The 25,070-nt window shown below is 40.9% G+C and carries 22 protein-coding genes and 1 other RNA gene; 11 read left to right on the forward strand and 12 right to left on the reverse strand.

What is annotated here, in order from left to right; translation table 11 throughout:
* Positions 1 to 416: 416 nt before the first annotated feature.
* Genes L4D09_RS04650 through L4D09_RS04665 form a run of 4 tightly spaced genes read right to left on the reverse strand, consistent with a single transcriptional unit; the run spans position 417 to position 3,237 of the window.
* A complete protein-coding gene (locus L4D09_RS04650) occupies positions 417 to 830 on the reverse strand; it encodes a type IV pilus modification PilV family protein (protein WP_428456333.1) in 414 nt (137 codons plus the stop codon).
* On the reverse strand, positions 820 to 2,109 hold the full coding sequence (locus L4D09_RS04655) for a hypothetical protein (RefSeq protein ID WP_428456334.1): 1,290 nt from the start codon (positions 2,107 to 2,109) through the stop codon (positions 820 to 822). The genes L4D09_RS04650 and L4D09_RS04655 overlap by 11 nt, the downstream gene beginning before the upstream one ends.
* Positions 2,109 to 2,705: a PilW family protein gene (locus L4D09_RS04660; protein ID WP_428456335.1), complete on the reverse strand. Its 597-nt coding sequence runs from the start codon at positions 2,703 to 2,705 to the stop codon at positions 2,109 to 2,111. The genes L4D09_RS04655 and L4D09_RS04660 overlap by 1 nt, the downstream gene beginning before the upstream one ends.
* Complete coding sequence (locus L4D09_RS04665; protein WP_428456336.1) at positions 2,692 to 3,237, reverse strand: GspH/FimT family pseudopilin; 546 nt, start codon at positions 3,235 to 3,237, stop codon at positions 2,692 to 2,694. The genes L4D09_RS04660 and L4D09_RS04665 overlap by 14 nt, the downstream gene beginning before the upstream one ends.
* A gap of 133 nt (positions 3,238 to 3,370) precedes the next feature.
* Here L4D09_RS04665 and L4D09_RS04670 point away from each other — a divergent pair, with 133 nt between their 5' ends.
* Entirely contained in the window at positions 3,371 to 3,757 is a 387-nt protein-coding gene (locus L4D09_RS04670; protein ID WP_428456337.1) for a type IV pilin protein, read from the forward strand.
* 80 nt (positions 3,758 to 3,837) lie between these two features.
* Here the strand turns inward: L4D09_RS04670 and dnaJ are convergent, their stop codons facing one another.
* The 3 genes from dnaJ to grpE all read right to left on the reverse strand — a co-directional run bounded on the left by dnaJ (position 3,838) and on the right by grpE (position 7,826).
* The gene (dnaJ, locus tag L4D09_RS04675; protein ID WP_428456338.1) at positions 3,838 to 4,983 is read right to left on the reverse strand and encodes a molecular chaperone DnaJ; all 1,146 of its coding nucleotides are present in this window, start codon (positions 4,981 to 4,983) and stop codon (positions 3,838 to 3,840) included.
* An 88-nt stretch (positions 4,984 to 5,071) separates the two neighbouring features.
* Complete coding sequence (dnaK, locus tag L4D09_RS04680; protein ID WP_428456339.1) at positions 5,072 to 6,994, reverse strand: molecular chaperone DnaK; 1,923 nt, start codon at positions 6,992 to 6,994, stop codon at positions 5,072 to 5,074.
* Positions 6,995 to 7,202: 208 nt separating this feature from the next.
* Complete coding sequence (gene grpE, locus L4D09_RS04685) at positions 7,203 to 7,826, reverse strand: nucleotide exchange factor GrpE (RefSeq protein ID WP_428456340.1); 624 nt, start codon at positions 7,824 to 7,826, stop codon at positions 7,203 to 7,205.
* A 186-nt stretch (positions 7,827 to 8,012) separates the two neighbouring features.
* Here grpE and nadK point away from each other — a divergent pair, with 186 nt between their 5' ends.
* The 3 genes from nadK to bamE all read left to right on the forward strand — a co-directional run bounded on the left by nadK (position 8,013) and on the right by bamE (position 11,241).
* Entirely contained in the window at positions 8,013 to 8,900 is an 888-nt protein-coding gene (nadK, locus tag L4D09_RS04690; RefSeq protein ID WP_428456341.1) for an NAD(+) kinase, read from the forward strand.
* A 177-nt stretch (positions 8,901 to 9,077) separates the two neighbouring features.
* On the forward strand, positions 9,078 to 10,745 hold the full coding sequence (gene recN, locus L4D09_RS04695; protein WP_428456342.1) for a DNA repair protein RecN: 1,668 nt from the start codon (positions 9,078 to 9,080) through the stop codon (positions 10,743 to 10,745).
* A 139-nt stretch (positions 10,746 to 10,884) separates the two neighbouring features.
* Entirely contained in the window at positions 10,885 to 11,241 is a 357-nt protein-coding gene (gene bamE / locus L4D09_RS04700) for an outer membrane protein assembly factor BamE (protein WP_428456343.1), read from the forward strand.
* Between the two features lie 61 nt (positions 11,242 to 11,302).
* Here the strand turns inward: bamE and L4D09_RS04705 are convergent, their stop codons facing one another.
* Together L4D09_RS04705 and L4D09_RS04710 are read right to left on the reverse strand one after the other, a co-directional pair.
* On the reverse strand, positions 11,303 to 11,620 hold the full coding sequence (locus L4D09_RS04705) for an RnfH family protein (protein WP_428456344.1): 318 nt from the start codon (positions 11,618 to 11,620) through the stop codon (positions 11,303 to 11,305).
* The gene (locus L4D09_RS04710; RefSeq protein WP_428456345.1) at positions 11,610 to 12,044 is read right to left on the reverse strand and encodes an SRPBCC family protein; all 435 of its coding nucleotides are present in this window, start codon (positions 12,042 to 12,044) and stop codon (positions 11,610 to 11,612) included. The genes L4D09_RS04705 and L4D09_RS04710 overlap by 11 nt, the downstream gene beginning before the upstream one ends.
* A gap of 206 nt (positions 12,045 to 12,250) precedes the next feature.
* Between L4D09_RS04710 and smpB the strand changes: the two genes are divergently transcribed.
* The 6 genes from smpB (at position 12,251) to L4D09_RS04740 (ending at position 20,471) form a co-directional block, all read left to right on the forward strand.
* A complete protein-coding gene (gene smpB, locus L4D09_RS04715) occupies positions 12,251 to 12,730 on the forward strand; it encodes an SsrA-binding protein SmpB (protein ID WP_428456346.1) in 480 nt (159 codons plus the stop codon).
* Positions 12,731 to 12,835: 105 nt separating this feature from the next.
* Positions 12,836 to 13,205, forward strand: a transfer-messenger RNA (tmRNA) gene (ssrA, locus tag L4D09_RS04720).
* Between the two features lie 96 nt (positions 13,206 to 13,301).
* Positions 13,302 to 14,594: a site-specific integrase gene (locus L4D09_RS04725; RefSeq protein WP_428456347.1), complete on the forward strand. Its 1,293-nt coding sequence runs from the start codon at positions 13,302 to 13,304 to the stop codon at positions 14,592 to 14,594.
* Positions 14,595 to 14,677: 83 nt separating this feature from the next.
* Positions 14,678 to 17,377, forward strand: coding sequence for a DNA methyltransferase (locus L4D09_RS04730; RefSeq protein ID WP_428456348.1), 2,700 nt, complete (start codon positions 14,678 to 14,680; stop codon positions 17,375 to 17,377).
* A complete protein-coding gene (locus L4D09_RS04735; protein ID WP_428456349.1) occupies positions 17,370 to 19,310 on the forward strand; it encodes a DEAD/DEAH box helicase in 1,941 nt (646 codons plus the stop codon). The genes L4D09_RS04730 and L4D09_RS04735 overlap by 8 nt, the downstream gene beginning before the upstream one ends.
* On the forward strand, positions 19,311 to 20,471 hold the full coding sequence (locus L4D09_RS04740) for a GIY-YIG nuclease family protein (protein ID WP_428456350.1): 1,161 nt from the start codon (positions 19,311 to 19,313) through the stop codon (positions 20,469 to 20,471). It abuts the gene before it with no gap.
* A 41-nt stretch (positions 20,472 to 20,512) separates the two neighbouring features.
* Here the strand turns inward: L4D09_RS04740 and L4D09_RS04745 are convergent, their stop codons facing one another.
* Positions 20,513 to 20,836: a hypothetical protein gene (locus tag L4D09_RS04745; protein WP_428456351.1), complete on the reverse strand. Its 324-nt coding sequence runs from the start codon at positions 20,834 to 20,836 to the stop codon at positions 20,513 to 20,515.
* Between the two features lie 308 nt (positions 20,837 to 21,144).
* Here L4D09_RS04745 and L4D09_RS04750 point away from each other — a divergent pair, with 308 nt between their 5' ends.
* On the forward strand, positions 21,145 to 21,864 hold the full coding sequence (locus L4D09_RS04750; RefSeq protein ID WP_428456352.1) for a hypothetical protein: 720 nt from the start codon (positions 21,145 to 21,147) through the stop codon (positions 21,862 to 21,864).
* 58 nt (positions 21,865 to 21,922) lie between these two features.
* Here L4D09_RS04750 and L4D09_RS04755 read toward each other — a convergent pair whose 3' ends face one another.
* On the reverse strand, positions 21,923 to 23,308 hold the full coding sequence (locus L4D09_RS04755; protein WP_428456353.1) for a DUF3987 domain-containing protein: 1,386 nt from the start codon (positions 23,306 to 23,308) through the stop codon (positions 21,923 to 21,925).
* 7 nt (positions 23,309 to 23,315) lie between these two features.
* The gene (locus L4D09_RS04760; protein ID WP_428456354.1) at positions 23,316 to 24,410 is read right to left on the reverse strand and encodes a site-specific integrase; all 1,095 of its coding nucleotides are present in this window, start codon (positions 24,408 to 24,410) and stop codon (positions 23,316 to 23,318) included.
* Positions 24,411 to 25,070 lie beyond the last annotated feature (660 nt).

Consider the following 25,070-nt stretch of genomic DNA (forward strand, 5'->3'; position numbering starts at 1 on the left):
TGTTAGGCCTGCCGCCAGCGTTCAATCTGAGCCATGATCAAACTCTTCAATTAGAATTTTTGTGGTCTCTCGACCGGCTCAACGAATACTGATTGAACATCAATAACTAGAAGCTAGTCATGACATTCGAATTGACTGTGCCAAAATAACTTACGTTACTTTGTATTGGTCACTCAGTTCATTGATAAATCTTTTGACTTAACTTTTTCACGAGTGCCCACACAGATTGCATGGTCAAATTGTTAAAGAACAAACTGATTGGTTAGCGGCTTAAGTTGCCGTGCTCCGTGTCAGTGAGGACGCATTATAGGGAGGAATTAGAAAGGCACAACTCTTTTTTGAACAAAAAAAACCGACCGCGCACTTTTTAAACAAAAATCACTTCTGTGCTGATATTACAGTCAAATAATAATAACTTAATCAAACTCACTGTACTTTGAGATAACCGTTTCCAGTGAGACTACCTGCGCCTGTTGCCAACGGTCGACCCAGCTAACAGCAACAGCCACCGATTTAGCCCCTGGTACTGGGTATTCAGCAATAACCGTCACATTCCTTACTCCACTAACTAAGCCAAGTGAAACAGGTTCAGTTGAGCTTGTTATATCATCAAACGATATTGCACCTATGACAGATGCTGGACCCCGGGTTCGAAAATATTCGATCTTTTCTTCAGCCAAGTACAAAGCTTCAATTGAGTTAAGTGCATTTGAGGATTTCACTTCTAAATAAGCCTGAGTTTTAATTATCCCCACCACCCCTGTTGCAAGCATCATCAGCGATATCAGTACTTCAATTAAGCCGAAACCAAAATTGTTCTTAGAAGTCATGCCATGATCCTTTAATCCACCTGACTTGATTCTGATTACTACTGAATTTTGAAAAATAACTATCGTTGTATGTCATAGCTAATGAGTCATTTAGTAGAGCATTTTGTGAAATATATTTTTTGCTAGTACTGTCATAGTGTTTTGCATCAAGTATCAAACCACCATTCAGATTCAATGCGCCATGAAGATAAAAACTAGCAAGATGGACATTTTCACCAAAAACAGAAGGTATATGAGTTAACTGCTTATGAGCTTCACTTCCAGCCCAGCCATCAAAGTTAAACTCATAATCGTAGTTATAATGAAATATCATCCCTTGGTAATTTAAGTTACTTCCATTAACTGTCACTACCTGTGGGTAGAGCGAAAACATTCCATCATGGATAAGTATCATTATGCCGCCGCTTTCGTTGGATGCTTTTACAACATCAACATAATCATCACCCGACAGTTCACAATGCCCTTCGACCCACACACTCTCGTGCCCATTTGAAAGCGCCTCTTTAATTGCCTTACCACAATTTGTAATACCAGAATACTCTAGTGATCCAGAAGGAGAAGCCTTTTCAGTAATAACCACATCGAACTTTTTATTTTTTACATCATTATGATCGGCATCAGATACACCAAAAAAGTTTTCAAAAGGACTTAAATTAGGATCATGAACAAAGTCATTTTCTAAAGCTGCTACACCTGTTCCGACAGTCATATAATCGGGTAAACAATCTTTCCCTTTCGGTTTGTCAGACAACCCACTATTCACTACAGAAGCATTTGGCAAATATTCATTTCTATACCTTAAGGCAACACACTGCCAGCCGCCTTCAGTCCAAACGCCGGGATCAGGGTAATAAAAGTTGAGAGAAGAGTGAGCGTACATATTTGACCCCGTTTGAATTGCTCCGCTCTTTCCACTTGAAGACAACTCGGCCGACTTAGTAACATTTGCCTTAGCGATAGAGTCAGGTGAGGCACTTGCTTCAATGGAAAATTGATTAGTCGACATGAACGTAAAGTCGATCGACGTATCCGCGATTTCAGTAGTGCAAGTATTAGGGAAAGTTGGATCATTCGGCATAAGCCCAGAAGCTTTCACCTCTGCAAACGCACATTCAACGCCCCCTTCCGCTAGCCAATGTGCCTTTCTATCCATTACCTCATTTTGAGCACGTTTGATTTGGTAAAAAACACTTTTATAGGAGGCGAGTGAAAACAGTAAAGCGGCAATAAGCAGCATTGCTGTTACTAATAAGGTCGTGAATCCCTTTTGCTTACTCATCAGTTCCAGTTCCTTATTTTAACTTGCGTTGACTTCGCTGCAGACAAAGCACCATCTAACGTTTCAACTTGTAAATTGATCAGGAGATATTGGCTCACTGCCGACGAGCCGATCAGTTCAGTTTCTGTAATAGAGAAATCGGAAACTTTTAACTGGCGATTATCGATTGCGGCATGCCCATTCATGCAAACTTGCGATGTATCGATGACAGATGATTTAGTCGAAAACACATTGAGCATCTCATCAGATAGATAGTAAGAACGATAGTGCTGATCTGTCCCATCATCGAAGCCATAGCTAAGGCACGTTGCAACACCACCCGAAGGTTGACTCAAATGAATCGTCTTAGTGGCCCCGCTTATCACCAAGCTGCTGCCGCTCCCTGCTTGATAGCCAGCTCGCTGAATATCATGTTTAAGCATTCTTAGTACATCATTCATATCCTGCACTAACATCAACTGCTTACTACGAGCTGAAGCAAATTGCTGACCTTTGATAAAAACACTACCAACAACAGCAAGAGCGATTAGGCCTATAGTTGAGGCAACCGCCACCTCGACTAAACTAAATCCGTTTTGGCTTTTAACACGTAGCATAGCCATAGGCTCCATTTACACTACAGATATACACTCGCCCAGTCATTATGTTGGTTGTCACTTGGACTGCACTTTGATTATTGACTGAAAACGCATAGCTCCCATTAAAGCCGGGGCGGCCTGTTAACGGGTCAAATGTAATATTCTCGGTATTGAACGTGCGAAATATATCTACCTTGCGAAAGGCATCACTCGAAACTTGTGCCAGTAATGTATTGTCTGCCGCCACGGCTTTTATCGTCCAAGCTTGATATGGGGTACCACCACTTGGAGGAACATTCGTACTGGTCATTGTTACAGTCTCGCCTCGCATTACCGCTTCTGATTTCGCTTGCACCATTAGCCATTCAAGCTCAGTCGCAAGCCGCCTTATTTTTTCTGATTCAATCAAAGAAGAAAATGATGGCGCAGCCGCTCCAATCAACACCATGACGACAGAAACTACAATAAGCAGCTCTAGCAGGGTAAAGCCGTAGCTATCCCGGTAATAAGGAGGCTTGCAATGTAACCTCGGTTGATTTTCGCGACCCATTCCCCAATTCCTTTTACAAAGCGACTTCGAGTACAACATTGGCTTGATCCACATGTTATCACCCGGACAGAATGTCATTGATTTAAGAAAGAAAGTTATCGAGGCAAAACGAATTTTTCAGAGAAGAACTGTAATGATTAAACAGAAAGGCGTGACGTTGATCGAGCTAATGATTGCTGTTGCCATTATCGGAGTGCTAACTGCTATTGCATACCCAAGCTACCAAGATCATCTATTAAAAAGCCATCGCTCTCAAGCCATGGGGGATATGATAAAAATTCAGCTTACTTTGGAGAGTGAATATACTAAGAATAATGCTTACGACACCACTGTTGTTAGCGGTGGTAGCTGCTCGTTTTGCGAAGTAGATACAAGTCGCTACCAACTCACAATAAAAGCAACTAACCCTCCCTATACTATTGAAGCGAAGGCACTCCGTAATCTTGGGCAGGATCAAGACAGTTGTGGTGATCTGTCCTTAACCGCTGCAGGTATTGGTAGCCCTGCTGAGTGTTGGTAGCAATAAGTCTTAATCCGTACCACTAAAAACAAAAAAGCCGACTTTCGTCGGCTTTTTTCGTCTAACGGTTCAACCAATAATTAACCCGTTAAATCATCAAAAAACTTCTTCACACCATTGAAGAAACCTTCTGACTTCGGCTTGTGCTTGCTAGCACTTTTACCGCCTAGGCTTTCTTCAAGTTCTTGAAGTAGCTCTTTCTGGCGAGCACTCAAGCTCACAGGCGTTTCAACAACAAGCTTACAGATTAAGTCGCCAACTGCACCACCGCGTACTGATTTCACGCCCTTGCTACGCATGCGGAACATACGGCCAGTTTGTGTTTCAGCAGGTACCTTTAGATTAACGCGACCATCAAGGGTTGGTACTTCAACTTCACCACCCAATGCTGCCATCGTAAAGCTAACTGGTACTTCACAGTACAAGTTGTTGCCATCACGCTCGAAAATATGGTGCTGAGCAACATGTACCTGAACATACAAATCGCCTGTTGGTGCACCGAACTCACCCGCTTCACCTTCACCTGACAAACGAATACGGTCGCCAGTATCAACCCCTGCAGGGATCTTAACAGAAAGTGTTTTGGTCTCTTCTTTGCGCCCTTGACCATGACAAGTGCCACAAGGCTCTTTAATGATCTTACCGCGACCGTGACAATGTGGACACGTTTGCTGTACTGCAAAGAAACCTTGGCGCATCTGTACTTGGCCTTGGCCATGACATGTGCCACACGTAGTCGCTGAAGTGCCTTTCTTCGCACCAGAGCCGTCACAAGTATCACAACCAACAAGTGTCGGTACGCGAATTTCTTTACTACAACCTCGAACAGCTTCTTCTAAAGTCAGTTCCATGTTGTAGCGAAGATCGGCACCACGTTGAGCACGTTGTTGACCGCCACGACGACCACCACCACCACCGAAGATATCACCGAATACATCACCGAAGATATCACCGAAGTCAGCACCGCCGCCGAAGCCACCGCCGCCGCCCATTCCGCCTTGCTCGAATGCAGCATGGCCGTATTGATCATACGCTGCTTTCTTCTGAGGATCGGTTAGGATTTCGTACGCCGTTTTAACTTCTTTGAATTTTTCAGCAGCTTGCTCATCACCCTGATTGCGATCTGGGTGGAACTTCATTGCTAGGCGCTTATAAGCCTTTTTAATATCACGTTCTGATGCATCACGAGCGACACCCAAAACTTCATAAAAATCACGTTTTGACATAGTTATTTATCACCTGCCTGAATACAGCTACGGGCGTAAGAGTAGTCCTCCAACGCCCGCGCTAAAATAAGATTAAGTGTTAACTATCTTATTTTTTTTCGTCTTTAACTTCTTCGAACTCAGCGTCAACAACGTTATCGTCTTGTTGTGCTTGCTGCTCACCTTCACCACCAGCTTGCGCTTGTTGTGCTTGAGCTTGCTGCTGAGCGATTTCCATTAGCTTTTGAGAAGCTGCGATTAGAGCTTGAACTTTCGCATCAATCGCTTCTTTATCTTCGCCTTTACGTGCTTCTTCTAGTTCAGAAACAGCGGCTTCGATTTTCTCTTTCTCATCAGCAGGTAGTGCTTCGCCCGCTTCTTCAACTTGCTTACGTGTACCGTGAACTAGCTGATCAGCTTGGTTACGTGCAGTTACTAACTCTTCGAACTTTTTGTCCGCTTCTTTGTTAGCTTCTGCTTCTTGTACCATTTTCTCGATGTCTTCGTCGCTCAGGCCGCCAGAAGCTTGGATAGTAATCTTCTGCTCTTTGCCTGTGCTCTTATCTTTCGCAGATACGTGTAGGATACCATCCGCATCAAGGTCGAAAGTAACTTCGATTTGTGGCATACCACGAGCAGCAGCTTGAATACCTTCTAGGTTGAACTGGCCAAGAGACTTGTTGTAGTTCGCTTGCTTACGCTCACCCTGAAGTACGTGGATAGTTACCGCATTCTGGTTGTCTTCAGCTGTTGAGAATACCTGATTCGCCTTAGTAGGGATCGTGGTGTTTTTCTCGATTAGCTTAGTCATTACGCCACCCATGGTTTCAATACCAAGAGATAGTGGAGTAACGTCTAGTAGTAGAACGTCTTTAACGTCACCAGCAAGAACACCACCTTGAACAGCAGCGCCAACAGCGACAGCTTCATCAGGGTTAACGTCTTTACGTGGTTCTTTACCAAAGAATTCAGTTACTTTCGCCTGAACCATTGGCATACGTGTTTGACCACCAACTAGGATAACGTCAGTGATATCGCCAACAGATAAGTCTGCATCCGCTAGAGCAACTTTTAATGGCTCAAGAGAACGTTGTACTAGGTCTTCAACTAGAGATTCTAGTTTCGCACGTGTCACTTTAATGTTCATGTGCTTAGGACCAGTTGCATCAGCAGTAACGTAAGGTAGGTTCACGTCAGTTTGCTGTGCAGAAGACAGTTCAATTTTCGCTTTTTCAGCAGCTTCTTTAACACGCTGCATCGCAAGAGGATCGTTCTTAAGGTTGATGCCTTGCTCTTTTTTGAACTCTTCAACTAAGTAGTTGATCATGCGGTTATCGAAATCTTCACCACCAAGGTGTGTATCACCATTAGTTGCTAGAACTTCAAATGTTTTCTCGCCTTCAACTTCATCGATTTCGATGATTGAAATATCGAAAGTACCACCACCAAGGTCGTAAACCGCGATAGTGCGATCGCCACCTTGCTTATCAAGACCGTAAGCTAGTGCAGCTGCTGTTGGTTCGTTGATGATACGCTTAACTTCAAGACCTGCGATACGGCCAGCATCTTTCGTTGCTTGACGTTGTGCATCGTTAAAGTAAGCAGGAACAGTAACAACTGCACCAGTTACTTCTTCGCCTAGGAAGTCTTCAGCTGTTTTCTTCATTTTCTTAAGAACTTCAGCAGAAACTTGAGGAGCAGCCATTTTTTGGCCTTTCGCTTCAACCCAAGCATCACCGTTGTCAGCCTTAACAATTTTGAAAGGCATGATTTCGATATCGCGCTGTACTTCTTCGTCTTCAAAGCGACGACCAATTAGTCGCTTGATAGCGTATAGCGTATTTTCAGGGTTAGTTACCGCCTGACGCTTAGCTGGTTGACCAACTAATATTTCACCATCTTGAGTGTAAGCGATAACAGATGCCGTTGTACGCTCACCTTCTGCATTTTCAACTACACGTGGTTTGTCACCATCAAGTACTGCAACACAAGAGTTAGTTGTACCCAAGTCAATACCAATGATTCTACCCATCAGGCTTTCTCCGAAATTCATTAAGCTTTACTTACCAACCCGCCAATATGCGGTGCTGGTAGCGCGGTATACCCGCAGAAATTAATTTACGATGTTGTATGACTACTAGATAAGGGCAGCCAAATTGTTTTCAAGGGTGACATCGAAAAAAAAACAAAAAAATTTTAAAGCCCGCCCAATATAAGCAGGCTAAATGATTCAAAAACGCTTACGCTTGGGTATCAATGTTACCAGCTGCCGCTTTTGATACCATCACCATCGCAGGGCGAACAACGCGACCGTTTAGCTCATAGCCTTTTTGCATCACGAGCATAACGGTGTTTGGTGCGTATTCAGTGCTTTCTTGAATAGACATTGCCTGATGGAACTCAGGGTTAAAAGTTTCACCGAGTGGGTTCAACTGCTTCAAGCCAAACTTCTCAACTGTGCCCATCATTGTTTGCAATGTCAGATCAACACCTTCAACCATTGGCTTGATGGCTTCATCAGTTTTATCTGCCATTTCAATGGCGCGTTCCATATTGTCGATAACAGGTAATAGCTCTTCAGCAAATTTATTTAAGGCAAATTTACGTGCCTTATCAATCTCTTGCTCAGAACGACGACGTACATTTTCGCCTTCTGCGCGAGCGCGAAGTGACGCATCAACCGCATCTTTCGCTTTTGCTTCGCTGATCAATAGCGCCGCTTCTAATTCAGAAATACGAGCTGCTTGCTGTTCTTCCAAAGTCATTTCAATCACTTCTTCCTCAGCAGATTCAGTTTCAACCGCTTCAACAGTTTGTTCTTGTTGCAGCTGTTCGTCCTGTACTTTTTTATCTTCGTTGCTCATGCTTTCGCTTCTCCGCCAAGATGATGACATTCAATGGAGGGTAGAAATCTGCCTACCCTAAAATTTGCTTATGGGCATATTATGGGGATGAACTTCAATGATTCAAGCCAAGATCACTCACAAAGCGCGACAAGTGTCTAATCCTAGCGCTATACTGGCTCACTCATCATTTGTCGGATCAAGGACATGACGCGCGTTTTTCAGACCATAGCGATTATTGGTAAACCTCGAAACCCTGAAGCTCTACAAACCCATATCAGCTTATATGGCTGGTTAATCGAGAAAGGGTATGAGGTTCTGGTTGACCATCGATTGGCAAATGACCTTGATGTCCCCCACTCTGCTTTCTGTGATTTACTCACGATTGGCGATAAAGCAAACCTTGCGATTGTCGTCGGTGGTGACGGCAATATGTTGGGCGCGGCACGGGTGCTGTCTCGTTTCGATATTGCCGTTATCGGGGTAAACCGAGGTAGCCTTGGCTTTTTGACTGATCTTGACCCTGATCCTGAAGCATTCGATAACGAACTTGAGCAAGTGTTGAGTGGCGAATTCGTGGTTGAAAACCGTTTCCTGCTCGAGGCAGAAGTTCACCGCCATGGCATGATCAAGAGCCGTAATGCGGCACTCAATGAAGCCGTTCTTCACCCTGATAAAATTGCCCACATGATTGAGTTTGAAGTGTATATCGACGATACCTTTGCTTTTTCTCAACGTTCAGATGGCTTAATTATTTCGACACCTACAGGCTCTACCGCTTATTCACTGTCAGGTGGAGGGCCCATTTTATCGTCAGAGCTCAATGCCATTTCTCTGGTTCCAATGTTCCCTCATACGCTCTCTTGCCGCCCACTTGTAGTCGACGGTAATAGTCGTATTAAGCTAATGGTTTCACCAACCAACGGCAGTACCCTAGAAGTAAGTTGTGACGGGCAAGTATCGTTACCCGTTAGTCCTGGTGATGAAATCCACATTTACCAAAGTCCTAAAACTCTAAAACTTATCCATCCTAAAAATTACAGCTACTACGGTGTACTGCGTAGCAAGCTTGGGTGGTCGAGCAAATTGTTTTAAGTCGCACTAAAAATGCACAGCCTAAGCCAGCCATCCGGTTGGCTTTTTTATTGCCATTTTTCATAACCTTAGTAATTAATGCCTTTTTCTATAAAATTTTTCGCCCAGCTATTTACTGTGTATAGATACAGTATATACTGTATGAAAAAACAGGTGTTGATTTAAACAGGTGAACACATGCTGGCTCATATGACGATCTCAAACTTTGCTATTGTCAAAAACCTTGAATTTGAACTAAAACCGGGAATGACCACCATTACAGGTGAAACCGGTGCTGGTAAGTCTATTGCTATTGATGCGCTAGGCTTGTGTCTCGGCGATCGTGCCGAAGCCAGTATGGTTCGACCTAATGAAGATAAAGCAGAAATTTCGGCGGCATTTTCATTACAGAATAATCAAGCAGCACGCCGTTGGCTGGAAGATAATGAACTAATTGATGGTGATGAGTGTATTTTACGCCGAGTGATCACCAAAGAAGGCCGTTCTCGTGGTTTTATTAATGGCAGTCCCGTACCTGCTTCCCAGCAAAAATCGCTAGGGCAGCTGCTAATTAATATTCACGGTCAACATGCCCATCAACAATTAATGCGTGCCGATCACCAACAGCAAATGCTGGATCATTACGCAGGCCACCATCTGTTAATGGATAAAACCCGTGATAGCTATCAGCGCTGGCGTCAAGCCAATAACGAGCTAAAACGCATAACCCAAAGCCGCGAAGAAAACGAAGCACAAAAGCAGTTGATCCAGTATCAAGTAAAAGAGCTTGATGAACTGGCTTTGGGCGAAGAAGAATACGCAGAGATAGAAGAAGAGCACAAACGCCTGTCGAACAGCGGTGAACTTGCTGTTTCAAGCCAAACCGCACTTTCTATGCTCTACGATGGGGAAGATTGTAATGCGCTGCATATGCTGCAAATGGCCAGCCAACAAGTCGGTCACCTTGGTGAAATCGATACGAACCTCAGTGCGATCCCTCAAATGCTTGAGGAAGCTATCATTCAAGTGCAGGAGGCAAGCCAAGAGCTACGTAGCTACCTTGATAACCTCGATATGGATCCTCAGCGTTTAGTGTACTTAGAAGAGCGCTTAGCCAAAATCATGTCGTTATCACGCAAGCATTACGTTATGCCTAACGAGCTTTATGGCAAGCATCAAAGCTTACTCAAAGAGCTTGAACAGCTTGACTGTAGTGACGAGCGCCTTGAAGAAATTGCAGCGAATGTTGAATGCTTACGTCAAGCATTCCTTGCTCGCGCTGAAAAGCTCAGCAAAAGTCGACAACGCTACGCTAAAGAGCTTGATAAGAAAATTTCAGACAGTATGCACCAACTCAGCATGGAAAACGGGATTTTCAAAATTGATGTTCAAAGCGATCCGGAAGGTATGCTAAGCCCACTAGGGTTCGATACCATTACTTTCTTGGTGTCGACTAACCCAGGGCAACCGCTACAACCTCTTGGTAAGGTTGCTTCAGGTGGTGAGCTTTCACGAATATCACTCGCAGTACAAGTGATCACGGCTCAAAAAGTCGAAACCCCTAGTTTGATTTTCGATGAAGTCGATGTCGGGATCAGTGGCCCAACCGCCGCGATTGTCGGTAAGATGCTACGTACGCTGGGCGAATCGACTCAGGTTATGTGTGTTACGCACCTACCTCAAGTCGCAGGCTGTGGCCACCAGCAAATGTTTGTTGCGAAAAAATCTAGCAAAGGACAAACCGAAACCAATATGTTCCCACTTACTGAAGAAGCACGAGTTAATGAATTAGCTCGTTTACTTGGCGGTAGTGAAATAACAGATCGCACCCTTGCCAACGCCAAAGAGCTGCTGTTTGCTGCATAATTAGATTAAACTTAACAAGCGGTGCAACTATTTAGGTGTGCCGCAGTCTCATTTAGAGTTTTTTTCTTTACTGCTTTTTTACTTCTGCTTAGTGGTTGTTTATTATCGCTGCAGAACAAAGCAAATTTGCCGGGATGCTATGAGTTGGAAAAACCTTGCAGCCATTACACTTGCAGCTAGTCTGCTAGGTGGCTGTTCAGTCGTAGAGCGACTGGTATATCGAATTGATATCAACCAAGGAAACTACTTGGAGCAAAAAGATATCGATAACCTTCGATATGAAATGAATAAAGAACAGGTACAGTTTGTATTGGGATCACCAATGCTGGTTGAGCCGGAATACCCAAACACTTGGTATTACGTCTATTACCACAAGCCAGGTCATGATGAGCCACAGCAAAAAAACCTGATCCTAAAATTTAATGATCAACAACAGCTGATCAGCCTTGAAGGTGACTACCCACAAGGTGCTAAATTTATGGAAGCGCTTAACTAACACCAATAAAAAAGCTCGCTATGGCGAGCTTTTTTATTCTTATCTATATGCCCTATTCGCGCTATTTTTTCTCTGCAAGTGCTTCTTGCTTAGCTTGTTCGGCACGCTTACGACGGATTTCTTTCGGATCTGCCAATAGTGGACGATAAATTTCAATACGATCGCCATCATGCACTGTCGCATTGAGCTTAACATTGCGACTGTAGACACCCACCTTGTTTTTCTTTAAATCGATTTCTGGGTACAGTTCAAGTACACCTGACTGCTCAATGATTTGTTTTACCTGAGTATCTGATGTGATCCCCAGTTTTATCACTCGCTGTGCATTAGGTAATGCATACACAACTTCAACATGAATCAAGGTTTCATCAGAAGTCATAAATCTCTCTTGCTCGCTGGGTAAATGCACTCACCATGTTATTGGTTAATTCACGAAACACTTTACCAAAAGCGGCTTCTACCAAACCATTTGTAAACTCAAAGTCTAATTTTAGCTCAATTTTACATGCCTCAGCATCCAACTCGATGAAGTGCCAACCACCCACCAAGCGCTGAAAAGGGCCATCAACTAACTGCATGTCTATCTTTGAAGCATCTGTTAATGCGTTTCGAGTGACAAACGTTTTTTTGATCCCAGCTTTTGATACATCGACAGATGCCATCATATGCTGATCTGAGCTTTCCAAAATCTTCGTACCTGAGCACCCTGGCAAAAAAGCAGGGTATGATTCAACATCATTAACAAGTTCAAACATTTGCTTCGCACTGAATGGCACCAATGCAGAGCGGCTAATCTGAGGCATAGTTTCTCCTTTACCCATAGAACTCCGATCTACAGCCTTTGCTGTACAGAACCAGCAAAACCTAGAAGAAGCGGTTTCCCAATGATACCATTAGTCGGCTAACTGCCAAAATAAGCGTGTGATAGAGCACAGTTTACTGTTTTCTAAACACACATATCGACCGAACCCACTTAATGGATTCGGGAATGTAATAAAAAAGAGTATGTATGGCTAAAAAACCAAGCAAACCGGGTAGCAATACCATTGCTAAAAACCGTTCAGCGCGACACGAGTTCGCGATTAAAGACGAATACGAAGCAGGCCTCTCCCTTCAAGGTTGGGAAGTAAAAGCCATTCGTGACGGTAAAATCAACATTTCAGAAAGTTATGTATTCCTACGTAACGGTGAAGCCTTCATTTCAGGTGTCACCATTACGCCATTGAATGCCGCCTCCACCCACGTGGTTGCCGACCCAACACGCGTTCGAAAATTGCTATTAAACCGTCGAGAAATCGAGAAATTAGAGCACGCAGTACATCGCGACGGTGAAACCATTGTGGCATTAACCATGTACTGGAAGGCATCTTGGGTTAAAATTAAGATAGGCACAGCGCGTGGTAAGAAATTACACGATAAACGCAGTGACAGTAAAGATCGTGATTGGCAGCGTGATAAAGCGCGCATCATGAAACACAGCATGAGATAGTAACAACCGGATAAGTGTTCGCTTTTTGTCCATAAGCACTTGAACATAGGTTAATATCGTTGACGCATACGGTTTTTATGCTACTATCGAACGCGTAACACCTCTGGGGCTGATTTAGGATTCGACAGGATCACGAAGGCTTTGGGAGCATGTCGTGGGGCGGTTGGCCACGTTAAAAGCCGCAAAAAAATAGTCGCAAACGACGAAAACTACGCACTAGCAGCTTAATACCCTGCTGAGAGCGCTCCTGCCCTAGCTTCCGCTTGTAAGACGGGGATTAACAGGGGTTCAAACCCAAACAAGATAGCGAGGGAACCTTTGACTAGAGAGGTGAACCGCGAAATAGAATTCTGGTATGTATTCGCATAGCGTGTCTGTTCGCAGTGTCGGGTACGAGAATAAAGACAGACTAAGCATGTAGCGCCTCTGGTTAGACTGGTTTTGGACGCGGGTTCAAATCCCGCCAGCTCCACCAAACGTTTGGAAATGGCGGTAACTCACTGAGTTACCGCCATTTTTGTATCTAAAGTCGCAATAATTTGGCTGTTTGTACTAAAACTTGGTACTAAACATGCGCTACCTAAAAATCACACCTAATGGAAACTGGCACTTCAGATATCAGATTCCTCCGAAGTTTCGCCACTTGTTTTCTGACCTTTCTGAAGTTAAAAAATCGTTTGGAAACTGTGACCGACAACAAGCCATCATTGAATCTCTAAAATTAGAGCTTCAAATACGCCTCGCAATCAATACAAACCAACCGTTCTCTACATCTAGAGACTCATGTTTAGCACCTGCTAAGCCTGCATTACCTGCAAAAGCAAATAAAACTAGGCTCTCCTCTTCTAAAGATCCACTCGCTTGCTTGAAAAAGTACCGAGACTCAAAAAAAGGCTTAGTAAGCGAAAAGAGTCTCGCGATGGCTTATGCCAAGTGCTCAATTGTCCTATCACTACTGGATATTGAAGACATTAGGGACATCCGTCGACTGCAAGCAGAAGACGCTCGCAAGCTATTAAATCTGTATCCAGTTAATGCGAAAAAACAAAAGCAACTGGCTGGACTAAACGGATTACAAGTCATTGAAGCTAATAAAAAACATAACCTCCCTACACTCAGCGCTGAAAGCGTCAAAGATTACATCCAAAAATGCTCATCATTCTTTGAGTGGTGTCTACAAATGGAATTGACTGACATCAATCCGTTTAAAGGGATGAGGTTTAGGAAGAATCGCAAGGATAACGAAGCCAAGAATGCATACAGCCATACTGATCTTAAAAAACTGTTCTCTACAGAGATACACACACAGAATAGATACAAACACCCACACTACTACTGGCTACCATTGCTAGGCTTGTTCACTGGTTCTCGACTAAATGAACTTTGCCAGCTTTATCGACAAGATATTTTTAAACGAGACGAAATTTGGGTAATCAGAATTGACGATAAACTTCAGGGGCAACACCTCAAAAACAACAGCAGCCGAAGGTTAATTCCAATTCACAGTAAATTACTAGATTTAGGGTTTATCGAGTACATCAACAGTGTTCAACATGAACGTCTCTTCCCTTCCCTGAAGCTAGAGCGTGATGGGTATGGCACCGCTGCATCTAAGTGGTTTGGACGCCTGAAAAGTAAACTAGGTTTTGGTCGTGGACATGATTTTCATTCATTTCGCCATACAGTGGCTACGCAACTGAAGAATGCGGAGGTCTCAGCAATCGTAGCTGGGGAATTGCTTGGACATATGCAAAACAACATCACTTATGACCGCTATGGCAAAAGCATGAATCTATCTACGATGTCACAAGCCGTCGAGTTGATTAATGCAAGTGTCGCATCAAATATTGCACCTTACGAATAATGGGATTAATACGGAGCTAGATTAAAGATTTGATATCGATTTCATATTAGAATGCAACTAACGTCACTTAAGTTAGAGAAAATATGAACAGCGTCCAAATCGAAGAAAATGTGAAGGATTTAGTCCAAAACATTTCAAACCAATCCTTGTCACGAGATGATTTTGTTTTTGAACTGCTTCTTGCTTATGGGCACAGAAAATCTGTCGTCAGTCGTGTCAAATCCGGTGAACGTAACCTATCGAAAAACTCTGGTGAGGTGATACTCAAACGTCACCTTTACTTCAAGCCTTGTACTACAAATTTATTCGCTGAAATTGATGAACTTAAAAAAAGCAAAACAACCTCATCAAATAAAATTCGTTTTGTTGTAGTAACCGATTTCAATCAACTCATTGCCGTTGATACTAAGACTCAAGACACTCTCGATATTGAGTTAAACCAGCTTTCCAAGCACTTCGATTTTTTCCTACCTTGGGCTGGTATGGAAAAGATGGTGTATCGAGGTGAGAACCCTGCCGATGTAAAGGCAGCAGAGAAAATGGCCGACTTCTTTGATCACATCAAAGAATTAAACTACCCGCCAAACGCTTCGAAAGAGCAGCTTCATGATCTCGTAGTTTTCCTAAACCGACTTCTATTCTGCTTTTTTGCTGAAGATACAAAGATCTTCGGTGACAACCAATTCACGAATTTGCTTAATCAACATACCAGTGAAGATGGTTCAGACGTCGCCACTACATTCCAACGTCTCTTTGAAGTGCTGAACACGGCAGCTCATCAACGTGGAGACTTGCCTCAATATCTTGCTAGTTTCCCGTATGTAAATGGAGGCTTGTTTAAAAAAGACCTCGTAATACCATCATTCGATGCAAAAGCCCGTCGCATGCTGTTAGATTCTGGTCAACTAGATTGGGCAGATATAAACCCTGATATTTTTGGTTCGATGATCCAAGGTGTTGCCGACCCTGAGACTCGAAGTAAAATGGGAATGCACTACACCTCTGTCACCAACATTATGAAAGTCATTGAGCCTTTATTCCTTAATGACTTCTATGATGAATTTGAAAAGTGTAAAGACACCATAAACAAATTACGTAAACTTCAGGTACGCCTAAGTCGCATCAAAATTTTCGATCCTGCTTGTGGGTCTGGTAACTTCCTGATCATTGCATATAAAGAGATCAGACTATTAGAAATAGAAATCTTGAAGCGCATAAGAGAACTAGAAGGTGAGTCTGACTCAGGTGCAATGGGTCTATTTGATGAATCCCATTCTTCAATTCGACTAGACCAATTCTATGGAATTGAGCTGGATGACTTTGCCCATGAGATGGCAATTCTATCTCTATGGTTGGTTGAGCACCAAATGAATATGGTATTTGAGACCGAGTTTGGATATACGGCACCGACTTTACCATTGAAACAAAGTGGACGAATAGTTTCTGGCAATGCGACTAGGATTGATTGGAATCTAGTGTGCCCATGCACTAATTTAGATGAAGTGTATATCCTAGGTAATCCACCGTACTTAGGAGCAAAAGAACTGGATAAGATACAAAAAGAAGACATGAACCTCGTGTTCTCTAAAGACAAGAAGGTCAAAAGGCTTGATTACATCTCTTGTTGGTTCAAAAAAGCATCAGATTATATTGTCGACTGTACTGGTAGTTATGCTTTTGTTTCCACAAATTCCATTTGTCAGGGGGAGCAAGTTTCTCTACTTTGGCCTTACATATACAAGCTAGAACAACGTATTTTCTTCGCTTTTCAGTCCTTTGATTGGAGCAATAATGCAAAGAAAAATGCTGGTGTCACATGCGTGATAGTAGGCATATGTATGAATGCTTCTAAGCAAAGAAACACTTTATTTTTAGAGAAAACAAACAAGAACGTATCTGAGATAAGTCCTTACCTAATTGAAAGTAAACCGACAATCATTCCACAGCGTACTGAATCGCTTTGTAATCTACCTAAGATGATCTTAGGTAGTAGCGGATTTGATGGTGGGCATTTAATCCTTACGACTGAAGAAAAGGTTTCATTTTTATCTGACCACCCGACTGCTGATAAGTTTATCAAAAGATTTTATAGCGGAAGTGACTATATAAATAACTCAGAACGCTATTGCTTGTGGATACAAGATGAAGAGTTAGAGGAAGCTCTATCGTATAACTTCATACAAAACAAAGTTAATGACTGCTATGAATTCCGCATTAATGGCGGTAGAGACGCGAAAAAAGCAGCGGCTGTTCCTCATCGTTTTTTCTACAGAACTCACCAAGACGGGCTAGCTATTATTTTCCCAAAGACTACATCGGGAAGAAGGTTATACGTACCCGCAGGCTTCTCTCATGATAATTCAATAGTAAGTAATGCAACATTTGTTATTTATAACCCCGAAGTTTACGTACTAGGCATCTTACTCTCAAGAATGCACAGTATTTGGATGGCAACTACTAGCGCCAGAATGAGAAATGATTATCGTTATTCTGTTAATCTAACTTACAATAATTTTCCACTTCCAGAACTGAACCAAATACAAAAAGATAAAATCTCAGATCTAACGTATGAAATACTGTCTGTGCGTGAAATGTACCCCGAACGATCGCTAGGGCAACTCTATGATCCAGTCAAAATGCCAAATGATCTTTTATCAGCGCATCAGAACTTAGATCGGTACATAGAGGGAATCCTTAGCCCTACTCCTATAGCTTCAGATGACGAACGATTGTCTTGTTTATTCTCTCAATATGAAAAGCTAGAGGCGAGAACATATGCCTGATCTGATTAATGTAACCTACGCCCAAACAGGCAAAAGCACTAGTACAAATGATATGGGAATGCGTGCTATGCAGGCTCGTGCTTTCGAACAACGCGCAAGCCAATATCTGTTGATCAAAGCTCCTCCCGCTTCTGGTAAGTCTCGCGCCTTGATGTTTATCGGCTTAGATAAGCTCATTAATCAAGGTGTGGGAAAAGTCATCGTCGCTGTTCCTGAGCGCTCGATTGGTGGCTCCTTTAGCCATACAGAACTTTCAGAGTATGGTTTTTTTGCTGATTGGGATATCAACCCTCACTACAATCTATGTACTTCATCAAGCAATCAAAGCAAGGTGAAAATCTTCAAAGAATTTTTGGGCAGTGATGAGCGAATCCTGATCTGTACTCATGCAACACTTCGATTTGCATACCAAGAGCTTGAAGACACTGCGTTCAATAACACTCTGCTCGCTATTGATGAATTTCATCATGTATCAGCGGACGGTGACAATGTTCTTGGTGATGTTCTACGTGCACTCATTGAGAACAGCACCGCTCATGTTGTCGCGATGACAGGATCATACTTCCGTGGTGATAGTGTGCCTGTCTTAAATCCTGAAGATGAAGCGAAATTTGATAAGGTTTCTTTTAACTATTACGAGCAATTAAACGGCTATCAATACTTAAAATCACTAGGTATGGGCTATCACTTCTATAAAGGGCATTACTTAACCGCCATCGAAGAAGTGTTAGATACCGACAAGAAAACCATCATACACATCCCTAACGTTAACTCAGCGGAATCAGGCAAAGATGATAAGTATGAACAGGTAGCAGCCATACTCGATATTATTGGTGAGCACTTATTCACAGACCCAGATACAGGCTTAATCCATCTCAAGCGCAAAGAAGATGGTAAAACAATTAAGGTTGCAGATCTTGTCTGGGATGAAAAAGACCGTGAGCTTACGCAGGCATTCCTACGTGACATTAAGCATGAAGATGACATTGATATCATTATTGCTTTAGGTATGGCAAAAGAAGGCTTTGACTGGGCATTCTGTGAACACGCATTAACGGTAGGCTATCGCAACTCGCTAACAGAGATAGTACAGATCATCGGTCGATGTACTCGCGATAGCCACAACAAAACTCACGCTCAATTTACCAACCTAATAGCTGAACCTGATGCTAGCAATGATCAAGTCAACTACGCCGTCAACAATATGCTAAAAGCGATAACCTGCTCCCTTTTGATGGAACAGGTACTTGCACCAAACTTCAAATTTAAAGCTAAAAACCCAGAAGACAAAGATCCGAATCCTCCGGGCGTGATTAGTATTGGAGGCTTGAAAGAGCCAAGCAGCAAGCGTACAAAGCAGATCGTTGAAACTGACTTAGATGACCTCAAGGCCGCAATTTTGCAAGATGATAATATTGTAAAAGCATCTGCTGCTGGACATGACCCTCAAGTAATTAACACCGTACTCATTCCGAAATTAATTGAGAAAAAGTACCCAGACTTATCAAAAGAAGAAGTTGAAGAAATCCGACAACGTGTTGTTGTTGACTCGACGATTTCAACCTCTGAGATCAAAGAAGAAGGTGGAAAGAAATTTGTGCGTATGGCTGATAAGTTCATCAATATTGATGAACTCCATATTGACCTGATCGACCAAGTAAATCCATTTCAACGTGCTTTTGAAATTCTATCCAAGTCTGTAAATACTGATTCATTGAAGCTTATTCAAGAGTCTATCGAAGCAACTCGAATGCAGATGACAAAAGAAGAGGCGATGGCCTTATGGCCTAAAGTTCAAGAGTTTGTGAAGGCGAATTCTGGGCGTCACCCTGATCTCAACTCTAGAAATGGTCGAGAGCGTGAACTGGCTCAGTGTATCATTTATCTACGTCGCCTTGCCCAAGAACAAGCTGCAGCTCAGGGAGCTTCATAGATGGAAGACTGGCTAAAAGATATTATTTCCTCTGATGAGATGGGAATTTTAAAAACAAAACCTAAGTCATCAGCACCAACGGCTGACGACCACCTGTTGACCAAGTTTAAACAGATCAATGACTTTTTTGATAAGCATAATAGAGAGCCTAAAGCGAATCGAGGTAATCCAATAGAACTGATGCGTAGCAAGAGTTTAGAGTCGATACGTGCCAACGAGCAGCATTGTAGGGCTTTAGAAGACCATGATGTTCACAATCTACTTCCTCGCTATGAAGAACCGAAAGTCGAATCAATTGATGATGTTCTTGCAGATGATGTGTTAGGTATCCTAAGTCAACCTGAGAATAGTATTTTCACTTTGAAACACGTCAAGAAAACGCTCAACATGCCTAGTCGTGTTGCTAAGCGGAAAAAGTGTGAAGACTTTGAAGAGTACGAACCACTGTTTAAACAATGCCATGACGATTTAAAAACAGGCGAAAAAGAAGCCGTTCAGTTTACTGGTGAACAACAAATACAGAAAGGTATGTTCTTCATCCTTCATGGTGTGACTTGCTATGTTTCCGATATGGAAGAACGTACAAAAACCAAAGGTAAGGTGAATGCTCGACTACACCTGATATTTGAAAACGGTACTGAGTCTGACATGTTATTGCGCTCTCTTGCGACAGAGTTATACAAAGACGAAACTGGTCGCCGTATTTTGGATAAATCTGATAAAGCACTAGATGAACTGCTCAACATTACCCGAGATGACCAAAAATCTGGATACATCTACATCCTAAAATCATTAAGCTCTGAACCAGAAATAAGAGAGGTCAATAACCTCTTCAAAATTGGCTATTCAACTACGCCAGTTAATCAGCGTATCGCGAATGCTGAAAACGAACCAACTTACTTGATGGCTGCTGTTCAATTAGTCTCAGAGTTCGAGTGTTACAACATGAAGGCAAACAAGTTCGAAGGGTTACTGCATACGTTCTTTGGCAATTCGTGTTTGGATGTAAAAATCGCAGACCACAAAGGAATAGCTCATACCCCTAGAGAATGGTTCATTGCTCCCTTGCCTTGTATCAAACAAGCGATCCAAATGCTGATTACTGGAGATATCGTCAATTACCGTTTTGATGCTGTTACTCAGGATATTGTCGAACGATAAGTGATAAACGGGTATCTTACTAGATACCCGTTTTCTCTATCCTAGTTAGAGCGATACAACTCTTCTACTGGTATCGACTCTATCAATTTTTTTGCTAATACCTTGAAAATGGTAGATAACCTTTCTTCTAGTTCCTTTTCGCTATCAATAACTTTCGACTGAGATTCACTAATTTGATAAAAATTGATTGAGCAATTATTTATCGTAAAGAACTGCTTTAAATATGTGTATCTACCTGATTTTTTATCTATTTCTGATGCTGTGATAACTTCGGCTTTCACACACCCTTCAAAAAAATCTCTTTCAAAACGTTCTTTAAGGTCATGTTGTTTCTGCACTTTAAATGCTTGTTCAATAGCAGTCATAGTTTATTTTAAGATTAGTAAAATAATCATCATATTAAAAGGGGGTTGGGGAATCCCCAACAAGATGGACAAAAAAGAAGCGAAGCGATTTGTCCTATCTTGAACCCTACCTACTCATTACATATTTGAATGATGGCGTTAGTCTTATTATCATTTAATAAAAAATGAATAATTGGACAGTAATAACACAGCCAGTGAAGTGGCAAAGTAAAGGGTTGTTTTTAAGAGAGAGATACTTAACTTCTTCCACGCATAGTAACCACAAGAACACGGAGAAAATATTTAATATTCTAGGTGATCAACGAGTAATGAAACGAATCGCTTTGATGGGAGAACAATTTAACCTTCGTCGAACTGTTAATAATTCAAGAGGTCGCAGGTTAGAATCCTATGCAATGGAGTTTTGTTTGACACTTCCTAAAGGATATCGGCCGGAGCCTCAAGCATGGCGTAGAGTAATAAGCGACATATGCTCTAATACTCAAAAATATTGCAAGCTTTCGCCTGAAGAATTTAAAAGATTTAAAACTTGTGTTAGAGCTGTACTGCACCAACAAGATCAAAGCATCAAAGGCGGAACTGGTGATCATATTCATTTAATACTACCAAAGGTGGTTATTGATGATAATAATTTTAGAATCCTAAAAGAACTACAACGTAAACAGTACACTAAAATACTTAAAAACATTTACACATCGTCAGTTATTAAGCAGTTTGGTTACAAAATTGAAGGTTACTCTCCCAAAAACAAAAATTCAGGAAAAAAGCTGGAAGTATGGAAGGCTAACAAAAATACATTAGATCATAATATCGATAAGAGCAGAACGCTAATAAGAATAGTTAAACAAATGGATAATTGGCTTTTAGCATTTAGGGAAAGAGATGAAAGACAGATGAATAGGCAAGTAAATAGAATACAAAAATCATATCTAGACTATATCTCGTCACAAAATAATGATATCCCTGATAACATCATATCTTCAATAAGAAAAATTGAAAGACTATCTAAAAAAGTAATAATAAAATAAAACCAGAACCCTCAGAACAGTTATGACAGTTCTGAGGATTCATTATTACTTTATTAATCTAAAGTAGGCTAATTTTCATTTCATTCCTAGGTAACCTTTCAACTTTGATTTTTTTATTTGGAGATGTTTCAAGATGATAAATTATTTTGTTAATTTCCTTCCCGTCAAACTTGCCACTAAATGCTTTTGTAATAGGTGTTTTACCAATATGAGTTTTACCTGATTTCTTAATTTCTTTTTTAATAACCTCGAGGATTTTTTCCCCATTTATCTTTAATTCTTTAATTTCGCAACGTTCACTTTCTGTTCTGTATATATATTTTACTGACTGATGCCAATAATCTATCCAAGCAAGAGCTGCTTTTAAATGCCCTTCGTTAATTACAGTGCTTTTATCCATAACAGCGAAAATCATAGAGTACATTGTTGCATAATGTGCAGCTCGACTAAGCAAAGCTCTTTCATCACTACCCTCAGGACCTAAAGCCCTAAGGTACTCATATTTTTTTTCCCAAAGCTTTTTAAAACAATCGGAACGTTGCATTTCACGCTTCTCAGCCTTAACCCAGCTCAGAATATCTATAAATTCATAAACCAACCCATCAGTTAACTCTTTAGGGATCGCTTCTGGAAATGGGATGCTTTTATCTCGACGAGCATAAAATAAAGGGAATCGATTTAATAATCCATTATGTAGATCCACTGATTTTACAACTGAAATAAGCTCTTTAGGGGTTATATGACCATAAAAAGCAACATGAGGTTCTTTACATGATATTTTATTAAATTTAGTTAAAGGAGAAACAGGTGTTCCATCAAAAAAACCACGAAAGTATGAACTAAAATTGTTTTTTGAGTTATTTGACAAATTAAATATTGATGCCATTTCTTCTTCAATTACTAATAATTGACTTCCAAGTGAATCTGTTGCTTCATTAGTATTAGTATCTTTATCACGAATTATATTTATCAAACCTTCAGGTGTTGATAACCCCCCCTGAAAAATTGGGCAATATAAACTATCACTAATGGCTTTAATTTCCGATCTAACATGATTAAACTGCCTTGTTGCAATCCCCTTTCCTTCACCTGTATCTGCCACGATAATTGCATTGAGTCGAGCTTCAGTAGTGCAAATACCATAGGGCAAATATACGTTTCCTCTTGGTATACTTACTGACATCCAAGACATAATCTCAGCAGCTAAAGAGGTTGGTAAAGCTTCAGTAGTTCCACATAATATATTTACTGCCTTTTGGAGCAAACCGTACATACCAATATCGTTAAGTTTTGGTATAGATTTAACACTTCCCCTATCGACATTCGTATTTTTTTTATACTCTTTTTTATTATTTTCATTAATGACGTTTTCAACAATTTCTTTTTCATTGTTGAGGCTATTTTTATTTACTTTCCTTGTGAAAATATCCCTTAAATTAATCATGTATTCCTCATTTAATGAATGAATTAAATATTTTTAGAAAGTTAAGCTTACTAATTAGTGATTTTTTAGGATAAATCCTTGACAATCTACTTATAACCCTTGAATTATTTTTTTCGATTATTTTTCTTTTCTTCTTTAAGCTGTAGTTTTTCCCATATCTTCGATAAGTAATTCCTCCTCCTGCATGACCTCCAATTTCGGCAGCCACAATCTCTTCTATATCATGCTGCTTCATTCGATTAAAAAAACCATGTCTAAATGAATAGAACGTTAGTTTTTTTCCAAACCCCCAATCTTTCTTTTTTTCACTAAACCATCGGCTAACGTCTCTACCGTAGCCATCCCTCCTATCCGGTTGAATATCCTTAAAAATAGCACCATCACCAATCTCTTCAACAAAGTCTAAAAAACCTAAACGGATAAGATTTTTGGTAATAGGTAACAGCCTTATAGAAGATAAATTTTTTGTTCTTTGGTTATAATTGTCATTTGAAGAAACGGATAAACACCAAATTGAATCTTCAACTTTAACGTCATGACAGAACAATTGAGCTGCTTCAGATTGTCTCAGTCCTAACTCAGCACAGAGTAGAGGTATCCAGTATTTAAAACTATATGCAAACTCCTTTTTATGGAAAACCTCATCAGAAAATATTATTTTTAAGTGTTCATCAGTAAATGCATCTCTTTTATCGCTTCCCTTTTTATTTGTTTTTTTTGGATTAATTCCATCAAATATATCAACATTTACATAGCCATAACCTAATAACCACTTATAAAAAACCTTAACAACATTGAGGTATTTTTTAGCTGTTTCATCTGAAATGGTCTTATATTCACCATCTTTTAAATGTTCTATTATTTCATGTGATTCCCAACCTGAAAATTCTTTCTTATGCATAATATACAAAGGAAATCCATATATATGTTTATAAATTATAAACGCATCTTTTTTAGTCCATTTTTGAATTCTTTTTTTACTTAACGTGACAACTCTTATAAGAATTTTTGTATCTGCATCGATTGTTTTTTCTAATACCCCTCTGATTTTACGGTACTCATTGTATTCACTGATGATTTTTAATAGCTCTCTATTACTCAATTAAGTTCCTTTTAATTAATTTCTCTACATGACATTTAATTTAAAATAACATTCAAAAACCAGCAAGTGCTATTTAACACCTGTGATACATATATACAAGCGTTATGAGTGCTAAGTCGCAATTTTCGGTCGCAAATATTTATATAAAAATCATCTGAGTATATTCCCCATAAGCTATATTTTTGGCAAAGTAAAAATATAAATTGAGTATTACTTCGTAAACCCATAGTCATAATAGATTTACAAATTAATATCCATGCTACTCATGCAAGTCCTATTTATGAAGTATCGTAGGAAGGTCAATATTGAGAAAATAGAAAAGCAATTGCTGCCCTAAGTAGCGTAGCTACTAAAAGGGCGGAAAGAATGCTTAAGGGGACAGTTGAATCAGAGGCCGCCCGAAACCCAGCGAATCTTATCTGGCAGTGGTAATGCGCAGCATGCGCCCCCTGCTAAGCTGCTCTATGCATTAATAAGAAGCTTTAGTGATTATCACAGATGGTGTTGATAGCTCACAACGTTTGAAGAGCAATTTTCTGAGGGACTTGAACCCGCGTCTCTAATCTACCATTGAACACGGCTTATGACTCCTTGGGATCCTTCAGAAGCCTAATCGCCATGCATGCTAAAGTGTAGTCTTGAATCATATATAATACTCAT

Origin of the sequence: Photobacterium makurazakiensis (genome assembly GCF_050336715.1) — a bacterium.
GTDB lineage: Bacteria > Pseudomonadota > Gammaproteobacteria > Enterobacterales > Vibrionaceae > Photobacterium > Photobacterium makurazakiensis.

Excerpts from the sequence above, each read along its gene's own strand:
- L4D09_RS04740 (WP_428456350.1), top strand. The coding sequence starts at position 19,311 with ATGGAAGACTGGCTAAAAGATATTATTTCCTCTGATGAGATGGGAATT.
- L4D09_RS04705 (WP_428456344.1), bottom strand. The coding sequence starts at position 11,620 with ATGACTTCTGATGAAACCTTGATTCATGTTGAAGTTGTGTATGCATTA.
- L4D09_RS04670 (WP_428456337.1), top strand. The coding sequence starts at position 3,371 with ATGATTAAACAGAAAGGCGTGACGTTGATCGAGCTAATGATTGCTGTT.
- L4D09_RS04710 (WP_428456345.1), bottom strand. The coding sequence starts at position 12,044 with ATGCCTCAGATTAGCCGCTCTGCATTGGTGCCATTCAGTGCGAAGCAA.
- grpE (WP_428456340.1), bottom strand. The coding sequence starts at position 7,826 with ATGAGCAACGAAGATAAAAAAGTACAGGACGAACAGCTGCAACAAGAA.
- L4D09_RS04735 (WP_428456349.1), top strand. The coding sequence starts at position 17,370 with ATGCCTGATCTGATTAATGTAACCTACGCCCAAACAGGCAAAAGCACT.
- L4D09_RS04745 (WP_428456351.1), bottom strand. The coding sequence starts at position 20,836 with ATGACTGCTATTGAACAAGCATTTAAAGTGCAGAAACAACATGACCTT.
- L4D09_RS04665 (WP_428456336.1), bottom strand. The coding sequence starts at position 3,237 with ATGGGTCGCGAAAATCAACCGAGGTTACATTGCAAGCCTCCTTATTAC.
- L4D09_RS04660 (WP_428456335.1), bottom strand. The coding sequence starts at position 2,705 with ATGCTACGTGTTAAAAGCCAAAACGGATTTAGTTTAGTCGAGGTGGCG.
- dnaJ (WP_428456338.1), bottom strand. The coding sequence starts at position 4,983 with ATGTCAAAACGTGATTTTTATGAAGTTTTGGGTGTCGCTCGTGATGCA.
- L4D09_RS04750 (WP_428456352.1), top strand. The coding sequence starts at position 21,145 with ATGAAACGAATCGCTTTGATGGGAGAACAATTTAACCTTCGTCGAACT.
- nadK (WP_428456341.1), top strand. The coding sequence starts at position 8,013 with ATGACGCGCGTTTTTCAGACCATAGCGATTATTGGTAAACCTCGAAAC.
- recN (WP_428456342.1), top strand. The coding sequence starts at position 9,078 with ATGCTGGCTCATATGACGATCTCAAACTTTGCTATTGTCAAAAACCTT.
- L4D09_RS04655 (WP_428456334.1), bottom strand. The coding sequence starts at position 2,109 with ATGAGTAAGCAAAAGGGATTCACGACCTTATTAGTAACAGCAATGCTG.
- dnaK (WP_428456339.1), bottom strand. The coding sequence starts at position 6,994 with ATGGGTAGAATCATTGGTATTGACTTGGGTACAACTAACTCTTGTGTT.
- L4D09_RS04650 (WP_428456333.1), bottom strand. The coding sequence starts at position 830 with ATGACTTCTAAGAACAATTTTGGTTTCGGCTTAATTGAAGTACTGATA.
- L4D09_RS04725 (WP_428456347.1), top strand. The coding sequence starts at position 13,302 with ATGCGCTACCTAAAAATCACACCTAATGGAAACTGGCACTTCAGATAT.
- L4D09_RS04730 (WP_428456348.1), top strand. The coding sequence starts at position 14,678 with ATGAACAGCGTCCAAATCGAAGAAAATGTGAAGGATTTAGTCCAAAAC.
- L4D09_RS04755 (WP_428456353.1), bottom strand. The coding sequence starts at position 23,308 with ATGATTAATTTAAGGGATATTTTCACAAGGAAAGTAAATAAAAATAGC.
- bamE (WP_428456343.1), top strand. The coding sequence starts at position 10,885 with ATGAGTTGGAAAAACCTTGCAGCCATTACACTTGCAGCTAGTCTGCTA.
- smpB (WP_428456346.1), top strand. The coding sequence starts at position 12,251 with ATGGCTAAAAAACCAAGCAAACCGGGTAGCAATACCATTGCTAAAAAC.